This is a genomic window from Pseudomonadota bacterium, assembly GCA_027620075.1.
Lineage (GTDB): Bacteria > Pseudomonadota > Alphaproteobacteria > Rickettsiales > UBA6187 > 1-14-0-20-39-49.
The window spans coordinates 1-21,673 of the sequence record JAQCEY010000014.1 but is presented as its reverse complement, the minus strand read 5'-3'; the positions used below and the strand labels follow the sequence as shown (position 1 = coordinate 21,673).

17 protein-coding genes, 1 tRNA gene and 3 pseudogenes are annotated in these 21,673 nt (G+C 37.5%); 11 read left to right on the top strand and 10 right to left on the bottom strand.

What is annotated here, in order from left to right; genetic code table 11:
* Positions 1-433 precede the first annotated feature (433 nt).
* Positions 434-667 (bottom strand): annotated as a pseudogene (locus tag O2942_11650) (hypothetical protein).
* A gap of 163 nt (positions 668-830) precedes the next feature.
* Between O2942_11650 and O2942_11645 the strand changes: the two are divergent.
* The 10 genes from O2942_11645 to O2942_11600 all read left to right on the top strand — a co-directional run bounded on the left by O2942_11645 (position 831) and on the right by O2942_11600 (position 11,296).
* On the top strand, positions 831-1,538 hold the full coding sequence (locus tag O2942_11645; GenBank protein MDA0782897.1) for a hypothetical protein: 708 nt from the start codon (positions 831-833) through the stop codon (positions 1,536-1,538).
* Positions 1,539-1,669: 131 nt separating this feature from the next.
* Entirely contained in the window at positions 1,670-2,698 is a 1,029-nt protein-coding gene (gene pseB, locus O2942_11640) for a UDP-N-acetylglucosamine 4,6-dehydratase (inverting) (protein MDA0782896.1), read from the top strand.
* Between the two features lie 2 nt (positions 2,699-2,700).
* Complete coding sequence (gene hisH, locus O2942_11635; GenBank protein MDA0782895.1) at positions 2,701-3,330, top strand: imidazole glycerol phosphate synthase subunit HisH; 630 nt, start codon at positions 2,701-2,703, stop codon at positions 3,328-3,330.
* Between the two features lie 128 nt (positions 3,331-3,458).
* Positions 3,459-5,537 (top strand): N-acetyl sugar amidotransferase, encoded by a 2,079-nt coding sequence (locus tag O2942_11630; GenBank protein MDA0782894.1) that lies wholly within the window; start codon positions 3,459-3,461, stop codon positions 5,535-5,537.
* Positions 5,527-6,267: a glycosyltransferase family protein gene (locus O2942_11625; protein ID MDA0782893.1), complete on the top strand. Its 741-nt coding sequence runs from the start codon at positions 5,527-5,529 to the stop codon at positions 6,265-6,267. The genes O2942_11630 and O2942_11625 overlap by 11 nt, the downstream gene beginning before the upstream one ends.
* A 40-nt stretch (positions 6,268-6,307) precedes the next feature.
* Positions 6,308-7,465, top strand: coding sequence for a UDP-4-amino-4,6-dideoxy-N-acetyl-beta-L-altrosamine transaminase (gene pseC / locus O2942_11620; GenBank protein MDA0782892.1), 1,158 nt, complete (start codon positions 6,308-6,310; stop codon positions 7,463-7,465).
* An 89-nt stretch (positions 7,466-7,554) separates the two neighbouring features.
* Positions 7,555-9,075 (top strand): UDP-2,4-diacetamido-2,4,6-trideoxy-beta-L-altropyranose hydrolase, encoded by a 1,521-nt coding sequence (pseG, locus tag O2942_11615; GenBank protein ID MDA0782891.1) that lies wholly within the window; start codon positions 7,555-7,557, stop codon positions 9,073-9,075.
* Between the two features lie 5 nt (positions 9,076-9,080).
* Positions 9,081-10,148 (top strand): pseudaminic acid synthase, encoded by a 1,068-nt coding sequence (pseI, locus tag O2942_11610; GenBank protein ID MDA0782890.1) that lies wholly within the window; start codon positions 9,081-9,083, stop codon positions 10,146-10,148.
* Positions 10,149-10,420: 272 nt separating this feature from the next.
* Positions 10,421-11,092 (top strand): carbonic anhydrase, encoded by a 672-nt coding sequence (locus tag O2942_11605; GenBank protein MDA0782889.1) that lies wholly within the window; start codon positions 10,421-10,423, stop codon positions 11,090-11,092.
* A 129-nt stretch (positions 11,093-11,221) separates the two neighbouring features.
* Positions 11,222-11,296 (top strand) — tRNA-Asn (locus tag O2942_11600).
* A 1,474-nt stretch (positions 11,297-12,770) separates the two neighbouring features.
* On the opposite strand, the gene O2942_11595 is transcribed toward O2942_11600, so the two are convergent.
* The 9 genes and pseudogenes from O2942_11595 to O2942_11555 all read right to left on the bottom strand — a co-directional run bounded on the left by O2942_11595 (position 12,771) and on the right by O2942_11555 (position 20,887).
* Positions 12,771-13,289: a hypothetical protein gene (locus O2942_11595; GenBank protein MDA0782888.1), complete on the bottom strand. Its 519-nt coding sequence runs from the start codon at positions 13,287-13,289 to the stop codon at positions 12,771-12,773.
* Positions 13,290-13,303: 14 nt separating this feature from the next.
* Complete coding sequence (locus O2942_11590; protein ID MDA0782887.1) at positions 13,304-13,990, bottom strand: hypothetical protein; 687 nt, start codon at positions 13,988-13,990, stop codon at positions 13,304-13,306.
* Between the two features lie 20 nt (positions 13,991-14,010).
* The gene (locus O2942_11585; GenBank protein MDA0782886.1) at positions 14,011-15,657 is read right to left on the bottom strand and encodes a site-specific integrase; all 1,647 of its coding nucleotides are present in this window, start codon (positions 15,655-15,657) and stop codon (positions 14,011-14,013) included.
* A complete protein-coding gene (locus tag O2942_11580; GenBank protein MDA0782885.1) occupies positions 15,638-15,940 on the bottom strand; it encodes a septation protein SpoVG family protein in 303 nt (100 codons plus the stop codon). The genes O2942_11585 and O2942_11580 overlap by 20 nt, the downstream gene beginning before the upstream one ends.
* Entirely contained in the window at positions 15,891-16,067 is a 177-nt protein-coding gene (locus O2942_11575) for a hypothetical protein (GenBank protein MDA0782884.1), read from the bottom strand. Before O2942_11575 ends, O2942_11580 begins: the two co-directional genes overlap by 50 nt.
* 100 nt (positions 16,068-16,167) lie before the next feature.
* Positions 16,168-17,979, bottom strand: a complete 1,812-nt coding sequence (locus tag O2942_11570; protein ID MDA0782883.1) for a hypothetical protein — start codon at positions 17,977-17,979, stop codon at positions 16,168-16,170.
* 133 nt (positions 17,980-18,112) lie between these two features.
* Positions 18,113-18,949, bottom strand: a complete 837-nt coding sequence (locus O2942_11565) for a hypothetical protein (GenBank protein ID MDA0782882.1) — start codon at positions 18,947-18,949, stop codon at positions 18,113-18,115.
* A 1-nt stretch (position 18,950) separates the two neighbouring features.
* Positions 18,951-19,838 (bottom strand): annotated as a pseudogene (locus O2942_11560) (DUF262 domain-containing protein).
* Complete coding sequence (locus O2942_11555; protein MDA0782881.1) at positions 19,835-20,887, bottom strand: adenine-specific methyltransferase EcoRI family protein; 1,053 nt, start codon at positions 20,885-20,887, stop codon at positions 19,835-19,837. Before O2942_11555 ends, O2942_11560 begins: the two are co-directional and overlap by 4 nt.
* A gap of 387 nt (positions 20,888-21,274) precedes the next feature.
* Here O2942_11555 and O2942_11550 point away from each other — a divergent pair.
* Positions 21,275-21,526 (top strand): annotated as a pseudogene (locus O2942_11550) (Arm DNA-binding domain-containing protein).
* The last annotated feature ends 147 nt before the right edge of the window (positions 21,527-21,673 follow it).

The following is a 21,673-nucleotide window of genomic DNA, read 5'->3' as shown; positions in this document are numbered from 1 at the left end:
CATCTCCAAATTATTACTCCTGTTATCGGTTAAAATAACAACAGTATAGGTTGATAATAATGGATCAACTACATAACAAAAAACCCACCATAAGGTGGGTCAGTTTTGAACGCAGATTAACCCATCAAGTGGGTCATTATTGCATGCGGGTTAACATCTATTGTCTATTTTATAATGTTTTTCTTGCATACAGGCTCCGGATAGGTTCAATGATATACTCATATTGAACCTATTATATACTCATATTTTAGACTTTATTTATAAGGAAAAAACAGAAATTCTTGTACGGGCAAGCAAGTTATTACCTCTTCTTCTTTTTCCCCTCTGCAGGAAGGAGTATTTACCCATTCGGGCTAGGTATAATACCTGCCCTACTATGGCTTGACCATAGTATCCAAGATATATAAAAACTTATCTTATCTGCTAGTCGGGATTACTTACCTTTTTTCTTCGGCAGTTTACTGACCACTATGCCGGTTATCTGGTTATTCTTTTTACGATCTATTTTGAACTTAACGCCGTAGAATTGGAATTCCTGACCTATTTCGGGTATTGATTCTGATTCATGTATTATAAGACCTGCCATAGTGTTAGCCTCTTCATCAGGCAAGTTCCGGTCAAGCCTTCTATTTACGTCCCTTATGGAAGTATCCCCTTTTATACGGTAGCTGCCGTCAGTTAAATAAACTCAGCTTGTTAGCGTCGCTTCCTTGCTCATTTTGACGTTTCAACCTAGCGTTCTGAGGAAAGGCGTAAAGAATTCCTTGCGAATAAACACCTAATAAGTTAACAAACGTCTTCTTTGTTAACTTATTAGGAGAGAACGTAAAATGCCTCAAAATTTAAAAGAGAAATCTTCTCAAGAGGATGTTATTTTTTCTATAAAAAATGCAATGGCTCTTGAGGCGATTGTAGATTTGACCGATAACCTTAATTATATGTACGGTATAGAAAAAGCCGTATCAAATTATGATGCCGCAATAAATAAAAAAGGTGAATTGAACCTGCTGGAATATCAAAACGGTGAAAAAGTAGATTACCTAGGGGAAATAAGCCCTCAGCTAATGAAGTATATAATTAAAGGATTAAAAAAAAATCAAGACATAGTATCTCTGACCGTTCCGGGAGAAAATCTTAGTCAGAACGCAAAAGTACTTTTAGGTGACCATTTAGCCAATAGCGGCTCTTTGAAACATATAGATTTAGGAGGGGCTATTAATAACGATATGTCGGCAGCAATTTTCGGTACGTCCCTATCAAGAACGGGCGGCTCTTTGCAAAGCGTTGATATATCGGGTTCAAAACTAACAGAATCATCGGCAAAACGATTCGCTGAATTTTTGCATCGTAACGAACCTTTAAAATTAAAGGCAAGAGGTACGGATAACGGTATTGTAAGCATGATAGAAAGTATATCGGGCAAAACCGTTCAAACATATACAAAAAATAACAAAAGACCCGCAGAGGTTACTTGGGCAGAGAGTATCACTGAAGGTAACGGTACAAAAACGGCAAGGAAAAAGGGTGGTTTCGGTTAATAGATTATAAATTTTTTTACATTGCCTTGAGGCTAAAAAGCACAAAATAATTGTGTTTTTTAAGCAAATGTAGTATTTATCGTTTTCCTGATTCGCAAAGATAATGAAAAACCGTACTGTAGGTTACCTAAATGTTTAATGATAAAGATGTCCTTATCACCGGAGGAACCGGTTCCTTCGGTAGAAAATTTACAAAACTTATACTTGAAAAATACAAACCCAGACGACTTATAATATTCTCCCGTGACGAATTAAAACAATATGAAATGAGTCAGGAATTCAACGCTCCGTGCATGAGATATTTTATAGGTGACGTACGTGATGCAGATAGGCTGCAAAGGGCGTTTAACGGTGTTGACTATGTTATTCATGCCGCTGCATTAAAACAAGTTCCGGCCGCCGAATACAATCCTACAGAATGTATCAAAACAAATATTGACGGCGGTATGAACGTTATTCGTGCCTGTATCGATAATAAAGTTAAAAAAGTAGTTGCATTGTCTACAGATAAGGCTGCAAACCCGGCTAACCTTTATGGTGCTACCAAGTTAGCCTCCGATAAGCTGTTCGTAGCTGCCAATAATCTTGTAGGAAACGGTCCTACGCGTTTTTCAGTTGTAAGATACGGTAACGTTATAGGCTCACGTGGTTCTGTCGTGCCGTTCTTCCAAAAGCTGGTGAGAGAAGGTGCAGAAGAAATTCCTATTACGGATCCTGAAATGACAAGGTTCTGGATATCTTTGGACGACGGGGTGAAGTTCGTTTTCGATGCTTTTTCCCGTATGCATGGCGGTGAGATATTTGTTCCTAAAATACCTTCCGTAAATATTATGGACTTAGCTGCTGCCGTCGCACCTGATGTTAAGACAAAAATCATAGGCATAAGACCGGGCGAAAAAATGCATGAGGTTATGTGTCCTGCCGATACGGCACATATAACAATTGATTTTAAAGATCATTATACAATTATGCCTACCATAGACATCTTCGGTGATATTGATTATAAGAAAAATGCCAAAAACGAAGAGGGTACGAAGGTAGCAAAGAACTTTGAGTATAATTCCGGTAAAAACGAGCATTTCCTGACCGTGGAAGAGTTAAAAGCAATCCATAGTGATGATAATCACGAGCAGTTGATCGCCGGTAAAAGAGTAGGCTAACTATGCTGACAATAATCGATACAAAAGCAGGTAATTTTAATTCCATTATCAACGCATTCAAAAGAATAGGCGTTGATACTATCCTTACAGATGATGTACGAAAGATAAAAGAAGCGAGGGCGTTGGTACTACCCGGCGTAGCTGCCTTTGAAAAAGGTATGACCGGTTTAAATGAAAATAACCTTGCCGATATAATAAAGAGCAAGGTTATTGAGGAGAGAACCCCGATAATAGGAATATGTTTGGGTATGCAGCTTCTAGCTGAAAATTCGGAAGAACACGGTAGACACAAGGGTCTCGGTCTTATAAAGGGGAATGTTGTAAAATTAAATCCCGATAACAAAGATTACAAAGTTCCGAATATAGGGTGGTGCGATGTATCGGCTAAAAAAGAAGGGGTTATATTTCATGGTGATTATACCACTTCCTCTTTTTACCATGTACATAGTTATCATTTGCAATGTGCTAACTCAAATGCTGTTGCCGCATCAATAGAGTATGGCGGTGGTGAAGTAACCGTTGCTATCGAACAGGATAATATATTCGGAGTACAATTCCACCCTGAAAAAAGTCAGGATGCGGGTTTGGAGCTTCTTGACAGGTTTGCAAAATATACAAACAATATTTGTTAGTTTTTTTATAATAATTATTAATGTAATCATCGGAATTCTTTGTAGTAAAATTATAGGAAGATCTTATTTTAATTAATTAGAAGATTCCGGAATAAATCCGAGATTACAATGAATGAAAAAAGGGTAATATGATTCGTCCAAGACTAATTCCATGTATATTATTGAAGAACGGGCTAATAGTCAGAAGCCAGCTTTTCAAGACCCACCAGATAATAGGTAATCCTGTAAGTACAATACACAGGCTGTCAAATTGGAATGTTGACGAGCTTATCCTGCTTGATATCAGTGATGATGATTATCACGATTTGCGTCGTGACGATATGCATGTAAAATATGAAGGCTCTACTTCATTGGACGTGTTAAAACAAATATCGGAAGTATGTTTTATGCCCTTAGCATTCGGCGGGCGTATCAGAAACATTGAAGATATAAAGATCAGGCTTGCAAAAGGTGCGGATAAATGTGTTATCAACACAGGGGCGGTACAAAACCCCGAACTTATAAAACAAGGTGCAAAAGATTTCGGTTCGCAGTGCATAGTGGTCAATATAGATGTACTGCAACATGAAGACGGCAAAAGGGAAGTCTACATAAATGGCGGTAAGAACGCCACGGGGTTAGACCCCGTAAGATGGGCTAAAGAAGTCGAAAATTATGGTGCAGGCGAGATATTCCTAAATTCAATTGATCGAGACGGTACGGGAACCGGCTATGACCTTGAGCTTATTAAACTGGTTTCAGATAGCGTTTCAATACCCGTAATAGCGTGTGGCGGTGTAGGTACTTATAATGATTTTGTAAAAGGCATAAAAGAAGGTAACGCAAGTGCCGTATCGGCAGCTAATATTTTCCACTTCTTTGAACTTAGCTACCCGTTTGCTAAAAAAGAATGTATCGACGCCGGAATCAATATGAGGCAAGTCAGGCTTGATAGCAAATGGTTCCCGAGAGAGCCGGAATACGATTTAAACCAAAGGGACGAACGTCTTGCCAAAAGAATGTCTAAAGCACAAGTGATAAATACCGCTTCTGCAGAAATTAGAAGTGAGTATAGCAATATTATCGGCAAATCGGCAGGTTGGTGTAGCTCATGTGTGTATCCTGCGGTAAATGCCGCTCCTATGTCTTTCGATGATGAGGGAGTGTGTATGGGCTGTCGCACTTCCGGCAATAAGCGGGATATAACGGCATCAGAATGGGAGGAGCGTAAGCAAATACTAATAGATATTATTGAAAGAGGAAGATGTAAGGACGGCAGCCGTCCTGATTGCGTTATCGGGGTAAGTGGCGGTAAGGATAGTTACTTTCAGACGCATTACATAAAAAATGTTCTCGGATATAAGCCGTTATTGGTAACATATTACGGGAATAACTACAGTGAAGTAGGGCAGCGCAACCTTCTCCGCATGAAAGAGGTCTTTGATGTAGACCACGTTATATATCAGCCTAGTGTCACCGTTTTAAAAAAACTAAACAGGCTTGGTTTGAAGATAATGGGTGATATGAACTGGCACGGACATATCGGTATATGTACGACTCCTATGAAAATTGCCGCCCTACATAAAATTCCGACCGTGATATGGGGAGAACACGGTTATCAGGACTTATGCGGACAATTCTCCATGAATGATTTTGTTGAATGGACATATAGAAGCCGTCTTGAGCATTATAGCAGAGGCTATGACTGGAACTATATGGTAGGTTTGGAAGATATTAAACAAAGCGATATGTATATTTATCAGTACCCGACAGATCAGGAAATATATGACCTTGACCTGCGTGGGGTTTACTTAAGTAACTTTACCTATTGGGAAGCAAACGAGCATACCAAGACGGTAATAAAAGAGTATGGCTTTGAAACTTCAAATGAGCAGTTTGACCGTACATACAGGAACATGTCAAACTTAGATGATATACATGAGAACGGGGTGCATGATTATTTGAAATATATAAAGTTCGGTTACGGCAGATGCACCGACCACGCCACTAAAGATGTGCGTAGCGGTAATATGAGCCGAGATAAAGCAATAGAACTTATCCGGCATTATGACCATGTTAAACCCAAAGACCTGAAAAGGTGGCTCGAATATACGGGAATGACTGAAGAAGAGTTCGATAATATTTCCGATACTTTCCGTGACACAAGGGTTTGGTGGAAAGATAAAGACGGATGGAAAAAAAGGAATATCTGGGATGATGCCGCATAACGATATCGTTGCTATAATTCAGGCTAGAATGTCTTCGACCAGACTACCGGGAAAAGTATTGCTTGCATTGTGCGATAATACCGTATTGGGTCATGTGGTAAAAAGGGTGTCGACTTGTCCTCTTATAGATAAAGTTGTTGTTGCGACTACCGAATTGGGCGTTGATGACGCAATAGTAGCAGAATGTAAAAGGATAGGTGTCGATTACTCAAGGGAAAGCAGTGACGATGTCTTAAGCCGTTATTATGATGCGGCAAAAAAATTCAATGCTAAAAATATAATAAGGGTAACATCGGACTGTCCTGTTATCTCCGGTGGATTACTTACAAAAATGATTGCGGAATATCTGGATAAAAAACCTGACTATTTAAGCAATACCATAGAGCGCACCTTCCCAAGGGGACTGGATATTGAGATATTCGGTTTTGAAACGTTGGAAAAGACCTATAAAAATGCTGCTAAAGATTATGAAAAAGAACATGTTACTCCATATGTTTATCAGAATGAGCATGAGTTCGACATATTGCATTATAAGGACAAACGGGACAATAGCATATATAGGTGGACGCTTGATACTCCCGAAGATCTGGATTTGATTGAACGGATATATAGTTACCTATATGCTGAAAATAATAATTTCGAATATGAGGATATTTTGAGATTATTTAAAAAACATCCTGAACTTATTAATATTAATCGGAATATAGAACAAAAAAAGTTGGGTAATTGAATCCAAAGAATAATAAAGCAAGAGAAGGGAAATCAGGTAAATGAAATATATTCCGTATAGCAGGCAAGATATAAACGAAGATGATATTAAGTCGGTGGTAGAAGTCTTGCGTTCTGATTTTTTAACTACCGGTCCTGCTATAAAACAATTTGAAGAATCGGTAAAAGATTTCTGCGGTGCGGCAAATGCCGTTGCTGTGGCTAACGGCACGGCCGCTTTGCATGTTTCTTTAATGGCTATGGGCATAGAGAAAGGCTGCCTTGTCTGGACTTCTCCATTAAGTTTTGTGGCTTCCGCTAACTGTGCTTTATATGTAGGTGCGGATGTTGATTTTGTCGATATAGACATAAAAACAGGAAATATTGATGTAAATAAATTAGAAGAAAAATTAAAAGAAGCTGAAAAACATGGCAAAATACCTGACGTTGTAATAGTGGTGCATTTTTCAGGAACGGCTTGCGATATGCAAAGAATATCAGAGCTTGCCGCCGAATATGATTTTAAGGTAATAGAAGATGCCGCACACGCATTGGGCGGCAGATATGAAAACGGCGAACATATAGGTTGCGGCAAATACAGTGATGCCACAACATTAAGCTTTCATCCGGTAAAGTCTATAGCCACAGGTGAAGGCGGTATGATACTTACCGATGATGAAAAATTAGCAAAAAAAGTAAGTATGTTAATTACTCACGGGGTAACAAGGGATAAGTCGCTTATGAAAGGGCAAAGTGAAGGGGATTGGTATTATCAGCAGCTTCACTTAGGCTATAATTACCGTATCACGGACATTCAATCGGCTCTGGGTATTAGCCAGATGAACAGGCTGGAAGATTTTATACATAGAAGATACCGGATAGCAGCGGTGTATAACGATAAACTTTCAGCACTCCCGCTTATTTTGCCTATACTTGATGCTAAAAGTGCATGGCATTTATATGTTGTCAGGATAAGTGACGATTCGGATATAAGCCGTAAGGAACTGTTCGATAAGTTGCGGGAAGCAGGTATAGGTGTCAATGTTCACTATATCCCTATATATCAACAGCCATATTACCGAAAACTCGGGTTTAAGAGCGGCTATTGTCCAATGGCAGAGAAGTTCTATCAATCATGCATTTCTCTTCCCGTGTTTCCTAAAATGACAGACACCGAACAAGAATATATAATCGATAAGTTGAAGGATTTTTTGTATTAATGATATTGTACTGCCGTCTTGATGACGGCTCCGTTTTTGAGCTTTCTCAGATTCGGTTATAAAAGCGGGAAAAAGTAAAAGGTGCGGACGTGAAAAAGAATATAGTTTTCAGGACTGACGGAAACGGTAAAGCAGGCATAGGACATGTTATGCGTTGTATTAGCCTTGCAAAAGAGCTTTTGGGAAAAGCATCGGTAACTTTCATATTAAGCGATGAATCAAAAGATATAAAACAATTTATTGAAGATACTTCGGGTAAATGTAGGGTAGAGGTTTTGCCCGATGTAGGGCATGAGTATATCCACGGGAAACCGTTTTCGTCGGAACATTCTCTAAAAGATGCCAAGTACACGGAAAATATAATAAATGGATTAGGAGAGGTAGATTTCCTTATAGCCGACCATTACGGTATAGATCGCAAATGGGAAAAACAATTTAAGGGTATGGTAAAACATATCATGGTTATTGACGACCTTGCAAACCGAAAACATTTTTGCGATATATTGCATGATCAGAATTTCTATGTGGATTCAAAAACACGCTATGACAGTTTAGTGGATAATAAATGTGTAAAGCTCCTAGGAACATCATACGCACTACTTCGTGATGAGTTTAAAGTAACCGAAAAAGCACCTGTAAAAGATAAAGTGGAAAGTATCCTTGTGTCATTCGGAGGCAGTGATGCAGACAATGTTACCCGTAATGTTCTGGAGGTGCTTGCACAAGAGGAATATAAACATATAAATGTAAATGTAGTAACCGGTAATTACGGTAAGAATAAACATGCTATCAGGCAGATATGCGATAATAATACTAATTTTACATACCGTCAGCAGATTGATTATATGGCAAAATTGATGTGTGAGGCAGACCTCTTCATAGGTGCCGGAGGCTCTACGAGTTGGGAGCGGATGGCTGTGGGGCTGCCTAGTATAATTATTTCAATAGCAGATAACCAGACAAAAATATGTGAGGATATGGCTAAAGAAGGTCTGGTAAAATATGTCGGGACGGCAAAAGACTATAACCCTGAAAATTTTAAATCCTGCCTTAATGAAGTAATAAAAGATAAAAAATGGCGTAAGTTCGTATCTGAAGAAGGGCGTAGACTGGTTGACGGAAGGGGTGCTAAAAAAGTAGCGGCACATATCTTTAGCCTTTTGATAAATATTCGCAAGGCTTCAGATAGTGACTGTGAGAATATATATAACCGGAGAAATTCTGAAATAAATAGAAATTACTCAAATGACGGTAAAAAATTCAGCTATGAATCCCATTGTCGCTGGTTTGAAAAAATAGTTAAATCCGAAGATAGCGATTTGTTAATTGCAAGTTCGGACAATGCCGAGATCGGAGTGGTAAGGTTCGATTATACGGGGGATAAGTCGCTTATATCGATATACCTGATTTTAGGGTGGCATAATAAAGGTTGGGGGTTGCCGTTGCTAATATCGTCCATCAATTGGTTAAAGCAAAATAGAAATAATATAAAAGAAATAAACGCTGAGATTTTACATGAAAATAAGGCATCAAAGCAAATATTTGCAGATACGGGATTTTGTGTTATAAGTGAGTCGGAAAACAAAAGTTTGTGGTTAAAAACGGTATAAAAATAATGAACAAACAAATAAGGATTGCCGATAAAATAATAGGCGAGAATAACCCTCCTTTCATAATTGCCGAAATGTCGGGCAATCATAACCGGTCGTTAGAAAGAGCCTTGGAAATAGTGGAAGAGGCGGCTAAAGCCGGAGCTGATGCTATTAAGATACAGACATATACCGCCGATACTATGACCCTTGATATCAATGACGGTGAGTTCTTTATAGCAGATGAAAAGTCACTGTGGAAAGGAACCTCATTATATAAGCTATATGAAACGGCACATACGCCTTGGGACTGGCATAAAGCAATATTCGATAAGGCAGCTAAATGTGGAATTATAGCTTTTAGCTCACCGTTTGACGAAACGGCAGTGGATTTTTTAGAGGAGTTGAATGCTCCGTGCTATAAGATAGCTTCGTTTGAGTGTGCTGATGTAACGCTTATAAAGAAAGTGGCAGTAACAGGTAAGCCTGTAATTATATCGACCGGAATGGCAAGTGAAGAAGAGATAAAAGACGCAGTCGATGCATTTAAACAAGCAGGCGGGAAAGACCTTATACTACTTAAATGTACAAGTGCTTATCCTGCAACGGCTTCAGATGCGAATTTGAACACCATACCGGATATGCGTAAGAAATATGGTGTACAAGTCGGTCTTTCGGATCATACGCACGGAATAGGCGTTCCTGTTGCCGCTACGGTTTTAGGGGCTACCGTTATTGAAAAGCATTTTACTTTAAAACGTAGCGATGGAGGTGTTGATTCGGCATTTTCCTTAGAACCGAATGAATTGAAAAGTCTGGTTGTGGAAACTAAAAAAGCGTGGCAAAGTTTGGGGAGGGTGCAATATGGAGTTTCAGAAAATGAGAAGAACAATACGGTTTTTAGACGTTCAATATATGTGTCTAAAGATATAAAAGAAGGTGACAGATTTTCCGAGGATAACATAAGACGCATTCGTCCCGGATATGGACTTGCTCCTAAATATTATGAACAAATAATAGGAAAAACAGCGGCAAGTAATCTTAAGAAAGGTAAACCTCTTAGCTTTGAGGATATTAAAGATAAGATAGCTTGAGATTAAATTTAATTCAAAATATTACCGTTTTTTAATGCAAATATTGATTATTTATAATATATAGTCGGCAGCAGATTTTTTATTTTATAATATGATTATAGCGTTTCTAATTTTTAATGACAATGTCATCCCCCGAATTTTCGTAGAAAATTATAGGGGGATCTGTTTTAATTGACAGAAGATCCTCGCACGGAGGCGAGGATGACAATTTTCAATAAATTTTGGAAATACTATACAATTGTTTTTGCGTATTTAGTTTTTTTGGAGAAAATATGGAAATATATAAGAGACTTATAGCAGGACATAAAGAGTTCCGTAAAAAATATTTCGGTAAAGAGTTTGAAGAATACCGAGAGTGGGCATCAAAATATCAAAAGCCGCAGGTTATGTTTATTTCATGCAGTGATTCAAGGGTAAATCCGGCAATACTCACTAATTCAAGCCTTGGTGACATATTCAATGTCAGTAATGTGGCTAATATAGTGCCTCCATATAAAGAATCATGCAACACACACCATAGTACGAGTTCGGCTATCGAATTTGCCGTAAAACACCTGAAAGTTAAGCATATAATCGTTATGGGGCATAGCTATTGCGGCGGTGTTAATGCCATGTACACCATGAAAGATAAATGCGAGGAAACATCAAAGGGTTTCAGTTTCATAAATCCTTGGGTCGATATTATTTCAGGTGTCAGGAATATAGTAAAAGAAAGATTACCTGATGCTCCGTTAGAAGAACAATTACGCTTATGCGAAAGAAGAAGTGTACTTGTTTCAATCGATAACCTTATGAGCTTCCCTTTTATAAAAGAGGCAGTTGAGGCTAAAAAGCTATATCTGCACGGATGGTATTTTAACATAGCCGAAGCCTCTCTTTATGAATATAACAGGGATTCTGATAAATTTGAAACGGTTGTAAAGGAAAATGTCGAAGCGTTATAGTTAATTTTGTAGCCTTTTTGACCCTAATTGCCTTTGAAAAAGAAATTTTTTTTAATTTTATTAAAACTAATGCTGGCATATTAAATTTTTATTTGTTATAAAGCCTTCCCATAGATTTTTCTTAAATATTCCCCGGTAGCGCAGCGGTAGCGCAGTTGACTGTTAATCAATTGGTCGCAAGTTCGAATCTTGCCCGGGGAGCCATTCTGGACGTGAAGGTAAATTCATGAACATGTCAAAGGGCTTTCGTGGCGTAAACACTAGCTTATCGGCGTTCATTTCCAAGTTCGGAAATAAAATAGTGATAATACGCCTCTTTTCCTCTAGTTCCGAACTTTTGAATAATTCATGAGCTTTTGACGCTAGGGCTAAAATTGTTCCTACTTGCTTATTAAAATTATCATCCGCACCAGATAACCTTTGCAGCCTAACCTCTATATTATGCCTCTCAGCTTGCAAGTCGGTCATCATGTCGTCATATTCGCACTTAGAGATATTAGCGTCTAAGAATAGCTCTCTGGCTCTTTTACTGCGAGTTTGAATGGTCTGGTATTGCTCTTGCAGTTTTTTACTTTCCTGAATCTGGTGTTTATGTTCCTTATCTGAGCTTTTCTTTAGCTCATCATTCAAATCAGCCAAAATATTATCTGGTATGTGCATACCCTTTAAAACATCCTCTATTTGAGAAAGTATCTTATTTTCATTCAAGTGGTAGCAATAAGAACAATCGCCTTGGCTCTTTGTAGGGCGCATATAAACATATTTATCTTTCTTTAACTCAGGGCTATAGCTACAACCGCAATGCTGGCATTTAAGCAGCCCCTTCAAGATAAAAGGCTTTTCAGTGCGTTTTGACTTAGTGCGCCTCCTGCCAGTCCTGACGCTTTCGCATTCGTCAAATAGCTCTTTGGATATTAAAACAGGGTGAACGTGTTTATATAACATGCCATTATATCTCATATACCCATAATAAAACGGATTCTTTAGGATAAGCTCAATCTGGCTTTTTGAAATGTTACAGCACTTTTTGCTTGTAAGCCCTTCCTCATGTATTAGGTCACGAATCTCACTCATTGAATACATGCCTGTTGCGTATTCCTCAAATATCTTTTTAACCAAATCCCCACGCATAGGGTCAATATAGACTTCAACTTTCTCTTTTTTCTTATCAACCCTCGGCTTGTTCAAATAGCCAAGCGGTGAGTCACCAAGAATAGTACCCTCATCAAGCTTCTTCTTTGCACTTCTTTTGACGTTATCAGAAATTTTATTGCGGTAATCATTGGCAAGCAACACATCAAGGTTTTTCCTGAATTTATCAGAGCTATCCATATCCCTATGTTCGATAAACTCGTTTTTAACATAGTGAATTTCTATCTTATCCAGCTTTAGAAGCTTTTGCAGCTCCAGATATTGCTCGTCAAAATCCCTTTGCAGCCTATCCACGCAATAGCAAAGAACAACCGTTTTTTCCTTTTGCTTCCTTGTGAAGTCAACCATTTTGGAAAACTCAGGTCTGCCACTGGCTGTTGAACTTTCAACCACCCTGAATTGCTCAATAACCTTAAAGCTTTTCTTTATGGCATACTCAAAACAAGCCTGAATCTGAGCGTCTAGCGAATGACCGTCTTCTTGGTCTTTTGACGATACACGTGCGAATATTACTGCTTTCATGTCATTACCTTTTTAAGTTTTTTTTTATTTCGTTCTTAATATCTTTAGATACCTTTACTTTTAAAATAGAGCCGTCCGATGTATGCACTTCCGCCCGTATGAAATTTACAAGCCAGCCCTTTATATTTTTAAGCACTAAACTATCTAAGGTGTTAAGAATAAAAAACTCACAATGTTTTGGTTCGATTTTATGAGGGTATGATTTGCTTGGAATATTAATATCGGAATTGCCTGAGTCTAATGGAATAACTAAAAATGCCGTTGTAGAGAATGGCAGCCTAAAGCAGAAAAACGAAGATGATATACTAACGGCTATTAAGCCAACATTTGTAATGTTTACCGCAAGATACTCAGGAGTATTAGGCTCTGTAAGCTCGTATATGTTAAGAAATGCTTTTATTTGAGTTTGCTGCGTTTTTAATGCCCTATAACCAAAATATAGGGAAATAATAACCGCTAATAAGGTTCCTACGGCTCCAAAAGCAGAAAACGTATACTGATAATTCTTAAAAAACTCCTCCATAACTCATTACATCCTTACTTGTGATAAACAGTGATAATGTCCTGTTTCGCTGGTATTATCGTACCATCTGACAACATAGAACTTTTATTATAAGACTTCTTAATCTTTGATTTGCCACCCCATAACACCAATGGAATGGATATAATTACCAAGAAAAAGCCTATCCATTTTTGATAACTATTGATTAATTCAATAGGCAATAAGAGAAAAATTATTACAAGGAACCAGCCAAGGCATACAATTAAGCTAAATAATGTGTTGAGCCTAGAAACTGAATAGCTTGCAGCCCCTAAATCCCAACATTTATCTGATTTATTTAATACTACGGAATGAATTTTATTACATATTGACATCTTTTCAATCATGTCAATATGTAGCTCCCAATTTTCTTGCCAGAATTTGGAACCTTTATTTGATAAAAACCATACTAATGAAGCAATAAAACCTAAAAGAGAAATTATTAATTTATATATCTCTATGCTTTCTTTTGCGCCCTCGCTTTGATTATCTACAAGCGTGTAATATGCAATAAATAACGCACCAACCAAGACTGAAAAGTATGTGCTTCTTTTCCAAAATAGTTCAATTTCAAAATCCCGCACATGCCAAGCACGCTTTAAAGATTCGTCCCACTTGTCATCTTGAGAATCAAGAGTTTTTGGGCTAATTAAACCAGTATAGTTTTCTATTGCATCTGTCATTTTATACCTTCATTACATCCTTAATCTTCATTCAAAGCCTTAAATACCTTATTTACGGCTTCTTCATCTTTCATTTGAGCCATTATATACTGATATTTCGGATTTTGTTGTAATTCTTTTATACTCAGTAATTGCTCAATATCCAAGTCACCAATTAACTCATCTTGCCTAAATTCGCTAACCTGACAATAGCCAACTGTAGTTCCTAAATTCTTATGAGACATATTCTGGCTTATTGCTTTTTGCTGCTCAAGTGTAAGCGGTAAGCTATGAAAAAGAGAAACTATTGAGTTTCTTATAGTATGCGGCGTAAAATGCCCCAAACCAGCTTTTTCAAGCTGTTTATATAGCTCCTCTCTCAATATGGTTGTGCTTTTTATCCGCTCTTTTAAAAAGCCGCTATTTTCAAATAAATCATACTCGTTTGTTGTTATGCTGACTCTTGGAAATAAAGGGTCATCATTGGTAAAGCCATGCTCATTTATAAGCTTATCTATCCAGTCATCTAATATTTGGCGTAATTCTGGTTTTAATTTCCATAAGTTAGTTTTGTAAGAATCCGAATTTTTACTATTTACATGTTCAGCATCTTGGTAGGCGTAATTTCTTTCCAAGTTAAAATCGCCTATATTAAACGATATTAAGGCATCGGCTCTTGCTCCTGTTAACAACAAGGCAACAATCATAGCTTGCCCTCTATACTCAATATCCGTTTGAGGTTTCAAATTTAAAGCTAAATCCAGCCATTTCTCAAGGCTTAGATAGTCTTTTGGCTTTGCCGCTTTAGCTCTGGCTTTGTCTTTTCGTGATAGTTGCAAATCGTCAGCATCATCAAACTTGATTTTCTTATAGCCGTCTTGCTCTCTTAGCCAGAAAAAGAACTCCCTCAAGTTAGACATTACTCTATGGGCGGTCTGTATGCTGTGGGCGTATTTAATAAGAACAAATTTCTGGAATCCCTTTACGTCATCATAGCAAAATGATTTAAAGTTCTTATAGTCGCTATATTCCTCATAAACTCCTATAGCCGCAACAATCATGGCTACTGTTTTTACATCATACCTGCCTAACTTTCTTTCAAAATATCTATGCTTTATCCGCTCGTTATCAGGGTGAAAATTCTTCTCAATTTTTGGCTGGAATTTAGGCTTTTTCTTTCCCCTTCCTCCACTGGTTCTAACGCTGGTATCCTGACTACCCTTTATAGTCATAAGGGGTAGCGTTTCAACCAGTTGATAGCCCCATGTTATAGTCAATAAAAACTCGTTAGCGGATACGTTCATATTCATTTTTGAGCCACAACAAGAACATGTCGCTTTTGCTTTCCAGAACATATCATTTGGCTTTTTAATCGTTATTTTGTCCTCAAAGGCTCTTCTTTTCATAAAACAACCGAAACAAGGAAAGTCCCCAGCTTTGCCAGTTTCCATGTTATTTGAACTATTTTTGTGGTCTGCGAATTGCTGAAAGGTAGTCCAGTGAACCATAGACGGTTTTCTATCATCAATAGTGATTAAGCCTTCTTCTCGAATCCATCTATGAAAAACAGATTCATCAATACCGAATATTGCAACCGCATCTAAAGCGGTGTAGCTACGTCCTTTTTTGATTTTTTGCTTAGGAATCTTCCTGACAGGCGTTTTGCGTTTAGAAGGTGTTTTCAGCATCGCTCTTCACCTTCTTCATTACATCATTTAGCTTGCTAAAAATAGCAGCCTCAATTTCTTTACTGACTTGTTTGTTGATAGGGTGACAAATTGTAAAATTACCCTTGCTTGGATATGTAAGGCGATAGCCTTCACCGTTTAGTTTTGTGTGGATAGCGATACTGGAAATGTAAAAACTTCCATCTACTACAAAACTAGCAAAGCCAATCAAACCGTTGTTAGGCTTCACAAAGTCAATCTGCACTTCCGATATTATCATTTTTCTGCTCATTACTTTTTTCATGAGCCAGTCTTGAATCAACCTCTTGCAGAACTTTAAAAAGGCTGACAAGATGGTGAGCGGCGTGATTTGCTTCCGCTTCCGTCATATCATCATAAAGTTCTTTTATTGAGTCTGATAAATTAGACATAGCCCATAATTGTTAAGTTATGAGCTAATTATAAACCTTGCGGATTTGTTATAATATTGACCAGCTTGCACAAAGATTCTGTGAGCTTGCTAAAATAATTTTACAGCTTGTTATTTGAAGCTTGATAACACCAATTACCTATTTGACCTCCGTCATTATTTTTCTTAAGGTAGTCAATTGTCGTTTGAATATGCTGGTAGTCACTTATAGCATACTTATTCATAAAATTCTGTACTTTTTGGCTGTTATCATTATGACCATATAATGAATTAAGCTCTTTTATTATGCTGGTAGATATTTCGGAAACTTTAGCAGTTTTATTTGACTGCCTTCTTAGTAAGAACATAGGTTTTATGACCACTGTTTTGATTATTGTAGTGTCTCCGTGCCTAGCTTTTCCGCCTTGGCTTTGCATATCAGTAGTATTGGAAAACTCCACGCCCTCAAACTCAAGAAACCCTAAATCAAGGCTCTCTTGTTCTGACAGGCAATCTGTTTGCTCTGCATCCCTTTTCGTTACATCAACCTCAAATATCTTGCACAACGGATTTTCAATAATCTTAATATCCTGCAACTGGTTTGCTGGCTCTTCCTTGAAATTCATTATCAGATAAACATGTTTTTCATCATCTAAGCCACGGCATTTTTCTAATATCTTCTCATAGCCCTTCTTAAGTACCGTATTGTTAGCGTGTTTTACATGGATAATAAGGCGGTATTTACCAGAAACAGAAAACTCAAGGTCTATATTCTTAACGCTATATTTTAGGTCTATTTTAATATTACTACTCTGAGATGATAGCCATGTATTGCTAACCGTCAATAATAGCATTTGAGAATAGAAAGTCCTTACATGCCTAAACTGTGAGCCGTATTCTGTCCAGAATGTACGCCACACCTCTTTGTTTTCTATAGTATCCCTGAAATGGTTGATAATAGCTGTTACAGCAAAGGATAATGATTCAAGGCTATCAGGGCAGTTTATAACTTCCTTTGCCAATTCAACATTGATAAAATCTTGGCTATTTTCCAGCCACCTATATAACCCCTTGCCGTCTTTCTCTAAATCATAATGCTCAAATTTATATTCTTTTAGGGCTTTCAGGGTTTCAACAAAAAACTCTTTGTTGGTTTTCAGCTCTTTTAATAAGGTGCTTTTCCTGTCAGCCTTAGTCTGCTCTTCCCATATTTCCCCTATATCCCTGCTTACTATAGCCCTTAACCTTGCGTTATAAGCAGCCATTTCCTCAACTAACGTATCTATATCATCGGCAACTGGTAGGTCTAACAAAATATCACTAGGAACTAGTTTTATAGGCGTTCTGGAAAATGGATTTAAAGGAAGCTTGTAACTCTTGAAATTTCTTGTTGTATGTCTACGCTCGCCTTCTAAGCCAATCTTAGCCATTATATCAAGTGTGTACTGGCAAATATCATCATCAATAATATTTTGCGCCATATCACTTATTCTATCGCCAGCAATACCTTCTTCAAGCAATGGCAAGAGCAAGAATATTTCAGGGTTGCCCTCGGCTTTATCAACTATCTCTATTGCGCTTTGTAGTATCTTGTCATTAAACTCAATCCCTGAGCCTCGCCCGTCTGTAGTGCCTGAGCTATAACCGATACAGGTATATTGATACTCAGGAAAGTTGACCATTGCCTTGGCAGCTTTCCAGCATTTATCGCCTTTCTTATCAGATTTTTGCAGTAAGAGAAGAAGGTTAGCAAAGAAGGTCTTATAATTCTGATATGAGGCTTTGATTATCGGGCTTTTGCTATCTTTCAGCATTAAAGGCTCAACAAATACCTTGGTGTCATAATTTAAAATTGGGTCAAACACCCCTAATTCATTAAGCTTTGCTTTATCAATTTTGAAGTGGTCTGAAAAGTGGATTGGCTTTAAGGTCATTACATCTTTAATTTTTATTCTATTTTTATTCTTATGTAATGACCTTCTTTAAAGGCTTACGCCATAAAATATAGGTAATAGTTTGTTATTTTCAAGGTGTTGCAGGTGCTTTTATTCAACCTGCAAATCTTTACTATTCCAGTTCCTTTTTATTATTACCACCGCTTAAGAAGTTGCTACCATCAACAACCTTTTTACCAGTTTTTTCTTCAAGGGCTTTTCTTGCATCTCTTGCAATTTTCCCACCTTTCTTTGCTGGCTCTTTGTTTTCATGAAAGCCTTTAGCCTCAATATTTTCTGCAATTTGCCTTGTGGAAAGTTCTGCAAGAGCCGTAAAAATCAACTCCGCCTCGCTCATATGGTCACGCAAATTCTGGCTTTTTAAGCCCTTTATATCCTTATGTTTTTTAACACTTAAGCCTGACCACTCTTGATGGATTATGTTTGTAAGAGCCGCATATTCTTTGCCCTCTTTTACTCCGCTTTCTTTCCAGTAATCAGTAAGTTTATTTCTGCTTTCCTGCCCCATCATGCGTTGCTGAATCCATTTCTGGCTTCTACCATGCTTTTGCCAGTTTTCCCTTGCACGGTTTAAGGATTGCTCAGGGTCTGCAATTTCTTCAATACGTTCATTACCCACTTTAGCCAGCCATAATTTGATAGGCTCGGCTTTTTTGCTTGGTACTGATTGCACTATACGGAAAATAACCCTCAAATCTGCAACATCCGTTTGCCTCATTTTGCCATCTTGAGCCAACATTTTCAACCGGTCACAATCTGTGACCACTTCACTTCCTTCCTTTTTTAGCCTTGATTTTAGGGTTGTCCAGTAGCTTTTTGCTTTGTCATAGTCTGGCTGGTCAGTTAGAACGGCAACAATATCAATAACTGAGAAAAACCACTTTTCTTGTTTTTCGTCATAATGCCGCCTGACACCAAATTCTTCAAAAAATGTTAAATCATTTGTCATAAATATTTAAATGTTTTTCTTTGCCAGTTAAAACGTAGGTGTAAATCCCTTTTTTCTTTGTAATATCTTCATCTGCCATAAGCAGGGCAATTTCTGCCTCAAGTTTTTTTGAGTCAAACTTTCCATCTTTAAACTCATTATAAAGGAAGCCCCACTCAATACCTTTCATCTCTTTGCGGTATTTAGGAAATACTACTTTTACCCAATTTATTACATTCTGGAAATAGAGCCATAGCTCATTGGCATTTGGCTCATTCTGATTTTTTGCCATATAAGATTCGATTTTATCATCACTTATCCACTTTATTGTAGTTTCTAAGTAATCTTGCCTGATTGCAGTTCCGCTTAAATAATCCCCACCAATACCATAAACTGCACATCCATTTTTACTAAAATATCGCTTAGCATCTGAAACCCAAGAGCCAGAATAAACCGCATTTCTTAATTCTTGGTCAGTGAGTTTTTCACCTGCAATATTAATGGTTTTAAACCACTCTAATTTTTCGCTATCAGTACCGCTGCAAAGATAAACCATCAGCTTATAGTTTAAGATTCTTTCTTGTTCATCTTTTTCAAGGTTATGAAAGTACCTGAACATATATGCAAAATCACCAGTCACATATTGGCACATTGAAATAGTTCTTTGCTGACCGTCTATAACCTCATAACTTCCATCTTCACGCACCGCCCAATACATCACATTTAAAGGGAAGTCCTTTGTTATTGTTTCAATAACGGCATCCCTTTGTTTATCTTTATAAATAAACTCCCTCTGATAAGCTGGGCGTATATCTAGCTTTCCACCATAACCAATAACTCCGCCTTCATCATTATCTTCATAGCCATTTGTCAAATCACGGACGGTAATTTCTTTTAGTTCAATTTTCATATTCTTTTGTTCCTAATAATAATACGTGTGTAGGGAACGGTTACAACACCATCTACTATCATATATAAGTCGCCATCAACCGCTCCACGCTTTTGAATTTCTTTTCTATATTTCTTATGTTCTGGTTTATAAGGCTGAATCCCAATTTCAAGACCTGCGTTCGCAATGCCTACCCCTATTATTTCAAATTGCTCAGGGTTATATTTATCCATAAACGTAATCGGTACACCCATCATTCCGTCATAATCCATAGGAATATCTTTAGTCTTATCCACGTTGATTGCGTCAAAGTTCTCATATTTTGGATACTCTTCAGGAGTATATTTTTTATAGAGTATTAAATCTTCATGTCTTTTGTTTATGTCAAGATTTGTAAACCAATGCACCCCAGATACTCTTATCATGCCTTCTTTACGGTCTGTTGCAGTTGCATAATCTTGATAATGCTTGTTTATAAAATGTGCCGCTCCGCCTTTAAAACCGAACCCTAACCACATCTTATTATCTCGAATTAGCGGAAAGGTCTCTTTATATTTGATTGCATTTTGATGCCCAACAATGACAAACTTTTTATTATACTCAATTAGTTGAGAAACATACTCTCTAAATAGTGAAAATGGCGGATTTGTTACTACGATATCTGCTTGTTTTAAAAGCTCTATACTTTCTTCACTGCGGAAATCACCATCACCATTGAGTGGCTTTATGCCTATTTCCTCAGCATCTGGTTTAAAATTTCCATTTTTATCGCCTTCGTATTCTAGATAGACAGCTTGCTCTGAATCATTTTGGCTAAATAAGTCCATATTTTGACTTTTGTAGCAAGTAGCAATCAGCTTCTTCAAGCCAAGCTTTTCAAAGTTATATGAAAAATAGTGAAAGAAATTGCTAACTCTTGGGTCATCGCAATTACAATAAACGACTTTATCCTTAAAATGGCTTTTATAGTGTTTTAGCTCTCTTTCAATATCCGAAAGCTGAGTGTAGAACTCATCTTTTTTTGAGTTTTTTGCTTTATTTAAATTACTATTTTGTGCTTTCTTAGCCATTGCCGTTACTGCTTTCATAATTTCACATCAAGTATAGTGGTTGCATTTTAGGTTATAAACTATCTTGATAATTATCTCCACGAAAAACTCAGAAAGAAGAATTAACAAATCAAGGATTCAAACTAGCGACCGCATATTTATTATTTACATGCGAATAATATCCACCAAAAACCACCACATCCTCACGCCTTTTTGTTCGTAAGGTGCTGAGCAAGGGGAGCCATTTCTTCTTATTTTACCTTCCACTAACATCTACAAAACCTTGACTTTACATAGCTTGCAGCGTTAATCTACTTCCTGTAACCTCCACTAATATCTTTTAACATACCAACATATTTGATGGTATTTTTGGTGGTATCAACATTTTTGATAAAAGGAAGTACCAACATGAAGCTGACAGACATCAAATGTAAGAACGCTAAATTTTATCCAGATGAAAAGCCAAACGGCAGCAAACACAAGCTATCCGATGGCGGTGGCCTGTTCCTCCACATTAAGCCGCAAGGCAAATACTGGCGTTTACAATATAGGTTTGACGGCAAACAGAAGTTGTTGGCTTTAGGCGTATACCCACAAGTAACGCTGGCAGAAGCAAGAGAGGCAAGAGACAAGGCTAAGAAGCTCCTGCAAAACAATATTGGGCTCTGTCGCATCTGTTGACGAATTTCGTGTGTTGACGAATTTCGTTGAAATATATCCCTGGGCTTTGCTGGCTTTTCAGTTGCGATTAGTGAAGTAAATTGGTAGTAATTACTTTGCTTATTTGTTGTGGTGTTTAATTGGTTT

Excerpts from the sequence above, each read along its gene's own strand:
- O2942_11585 (MDA0782886.1), bottom strand. The coding sequence starts at position 15,657 with ATGCTGAAAACACCTTCTAAACGCAAAACGCCTGTCAGGAAGATTCCT.
- hisH (MDA0782895.1), top strand. The coding sequence starts at position 2,701 with ATGCTGACAATAATCGATACAAAAGCAGGTAATTTTAATTCCATTATC.
- O2942_11630 (MDA0782894.1), top strand. The coding sequence starts at position 3,459 with ATGATTCGTCCAAGACTAATTCCATGTATATTATTGAAGAACGGGCTA.
- O2942_11565 (MDA0782882.1), bottom strand. The coding sequence starts at position 18,949 with ATGACAAATGATTTAACATTTTTTGAAGAATTTGGTGTCAGGCGGCAT.
- O2942_11625 (MDA0782893.1), top strand. The coding sequence starts at position 5,527 with ATGCCGCATAACGATATCGTTGCTATAATTCAGGCTAGAATGTCTTCG.
- O2942_11595 (MDA0782888.1), bottom strand. The coding sequence starts at position 13,289 with ATGGAGGAGTTTTTTAAGAATTATCAGTATACGTTTTCTGCTTTTGGA.
- O2942_11570 (MDA0782883.1), bottom strand. The coding sequence starts at position 17,979 with ATGACCTTAAAGCCAATCCACTTTTCAGACCACTTCAAAATTGATAAA.
- pseI (MDA0782890.1), top strand. The coding sequence starts at position 9,081 with ATGAACAAACAAATAAGGATTGCCGATAAAATAATAGGCGAGAATAAC.
- pseB (MDA0782896.1), top strand. The coding sequence starts at position 1,670 with ATGTTTAATGATAAAGATGTCCTTATCACCGGAGGAACCGGTTCCTTC.
- O2942_11590 (MDA0782887.1), bottom strand. The coding sequence starts at position 13,990 with ATGACAGATGCAATAGAAAACTATACTGGTTTAATTAGCCCAAAAACT.
- O2942_11575 (MDA0782884.1), bottom strand. The coding sequence starts at position 16,067 with ATGTCTAATTTATCAGACTCAATAAAAGAACTTTATGATGATATGACG.
- pseC (MDA0782892.1), top strand. The coding sequence starts at position 6,308 with ATGAAATATATTCCGTATAGCAGGCAAGATATAAACGAAGATGATATT.
- O2942_11645 (MDA0782897.1), top strand. The coding sequence starts at position 831 with ATGCCTCAAAATTTAAAAGAGAAATCTTCTCAAGAGGATGTTATTTTT.
- O2942_11605 (MDA0782889.1), top strand. The coding sequence starts at position 10,421 with ATGGAAATATATAAGAGACTTATAGCAGGACATAAAGAGTTCCGTAAA.
- O2942_11580 (MDA0782885.1), bottom strand. The coding sequence starts at position 15,940 with ATGAAAAAAGTAATGAGCAGAAAAATGATAATATCGGAAGTGCAGATT.
- O2942_11555 (MDA0782881.1), bottom strand. The coding sequence starts at position 20,887 with ATGGCTAAGAAAGCACAAAATAGTAATTTAAATAAAGCAAAAAACTCA.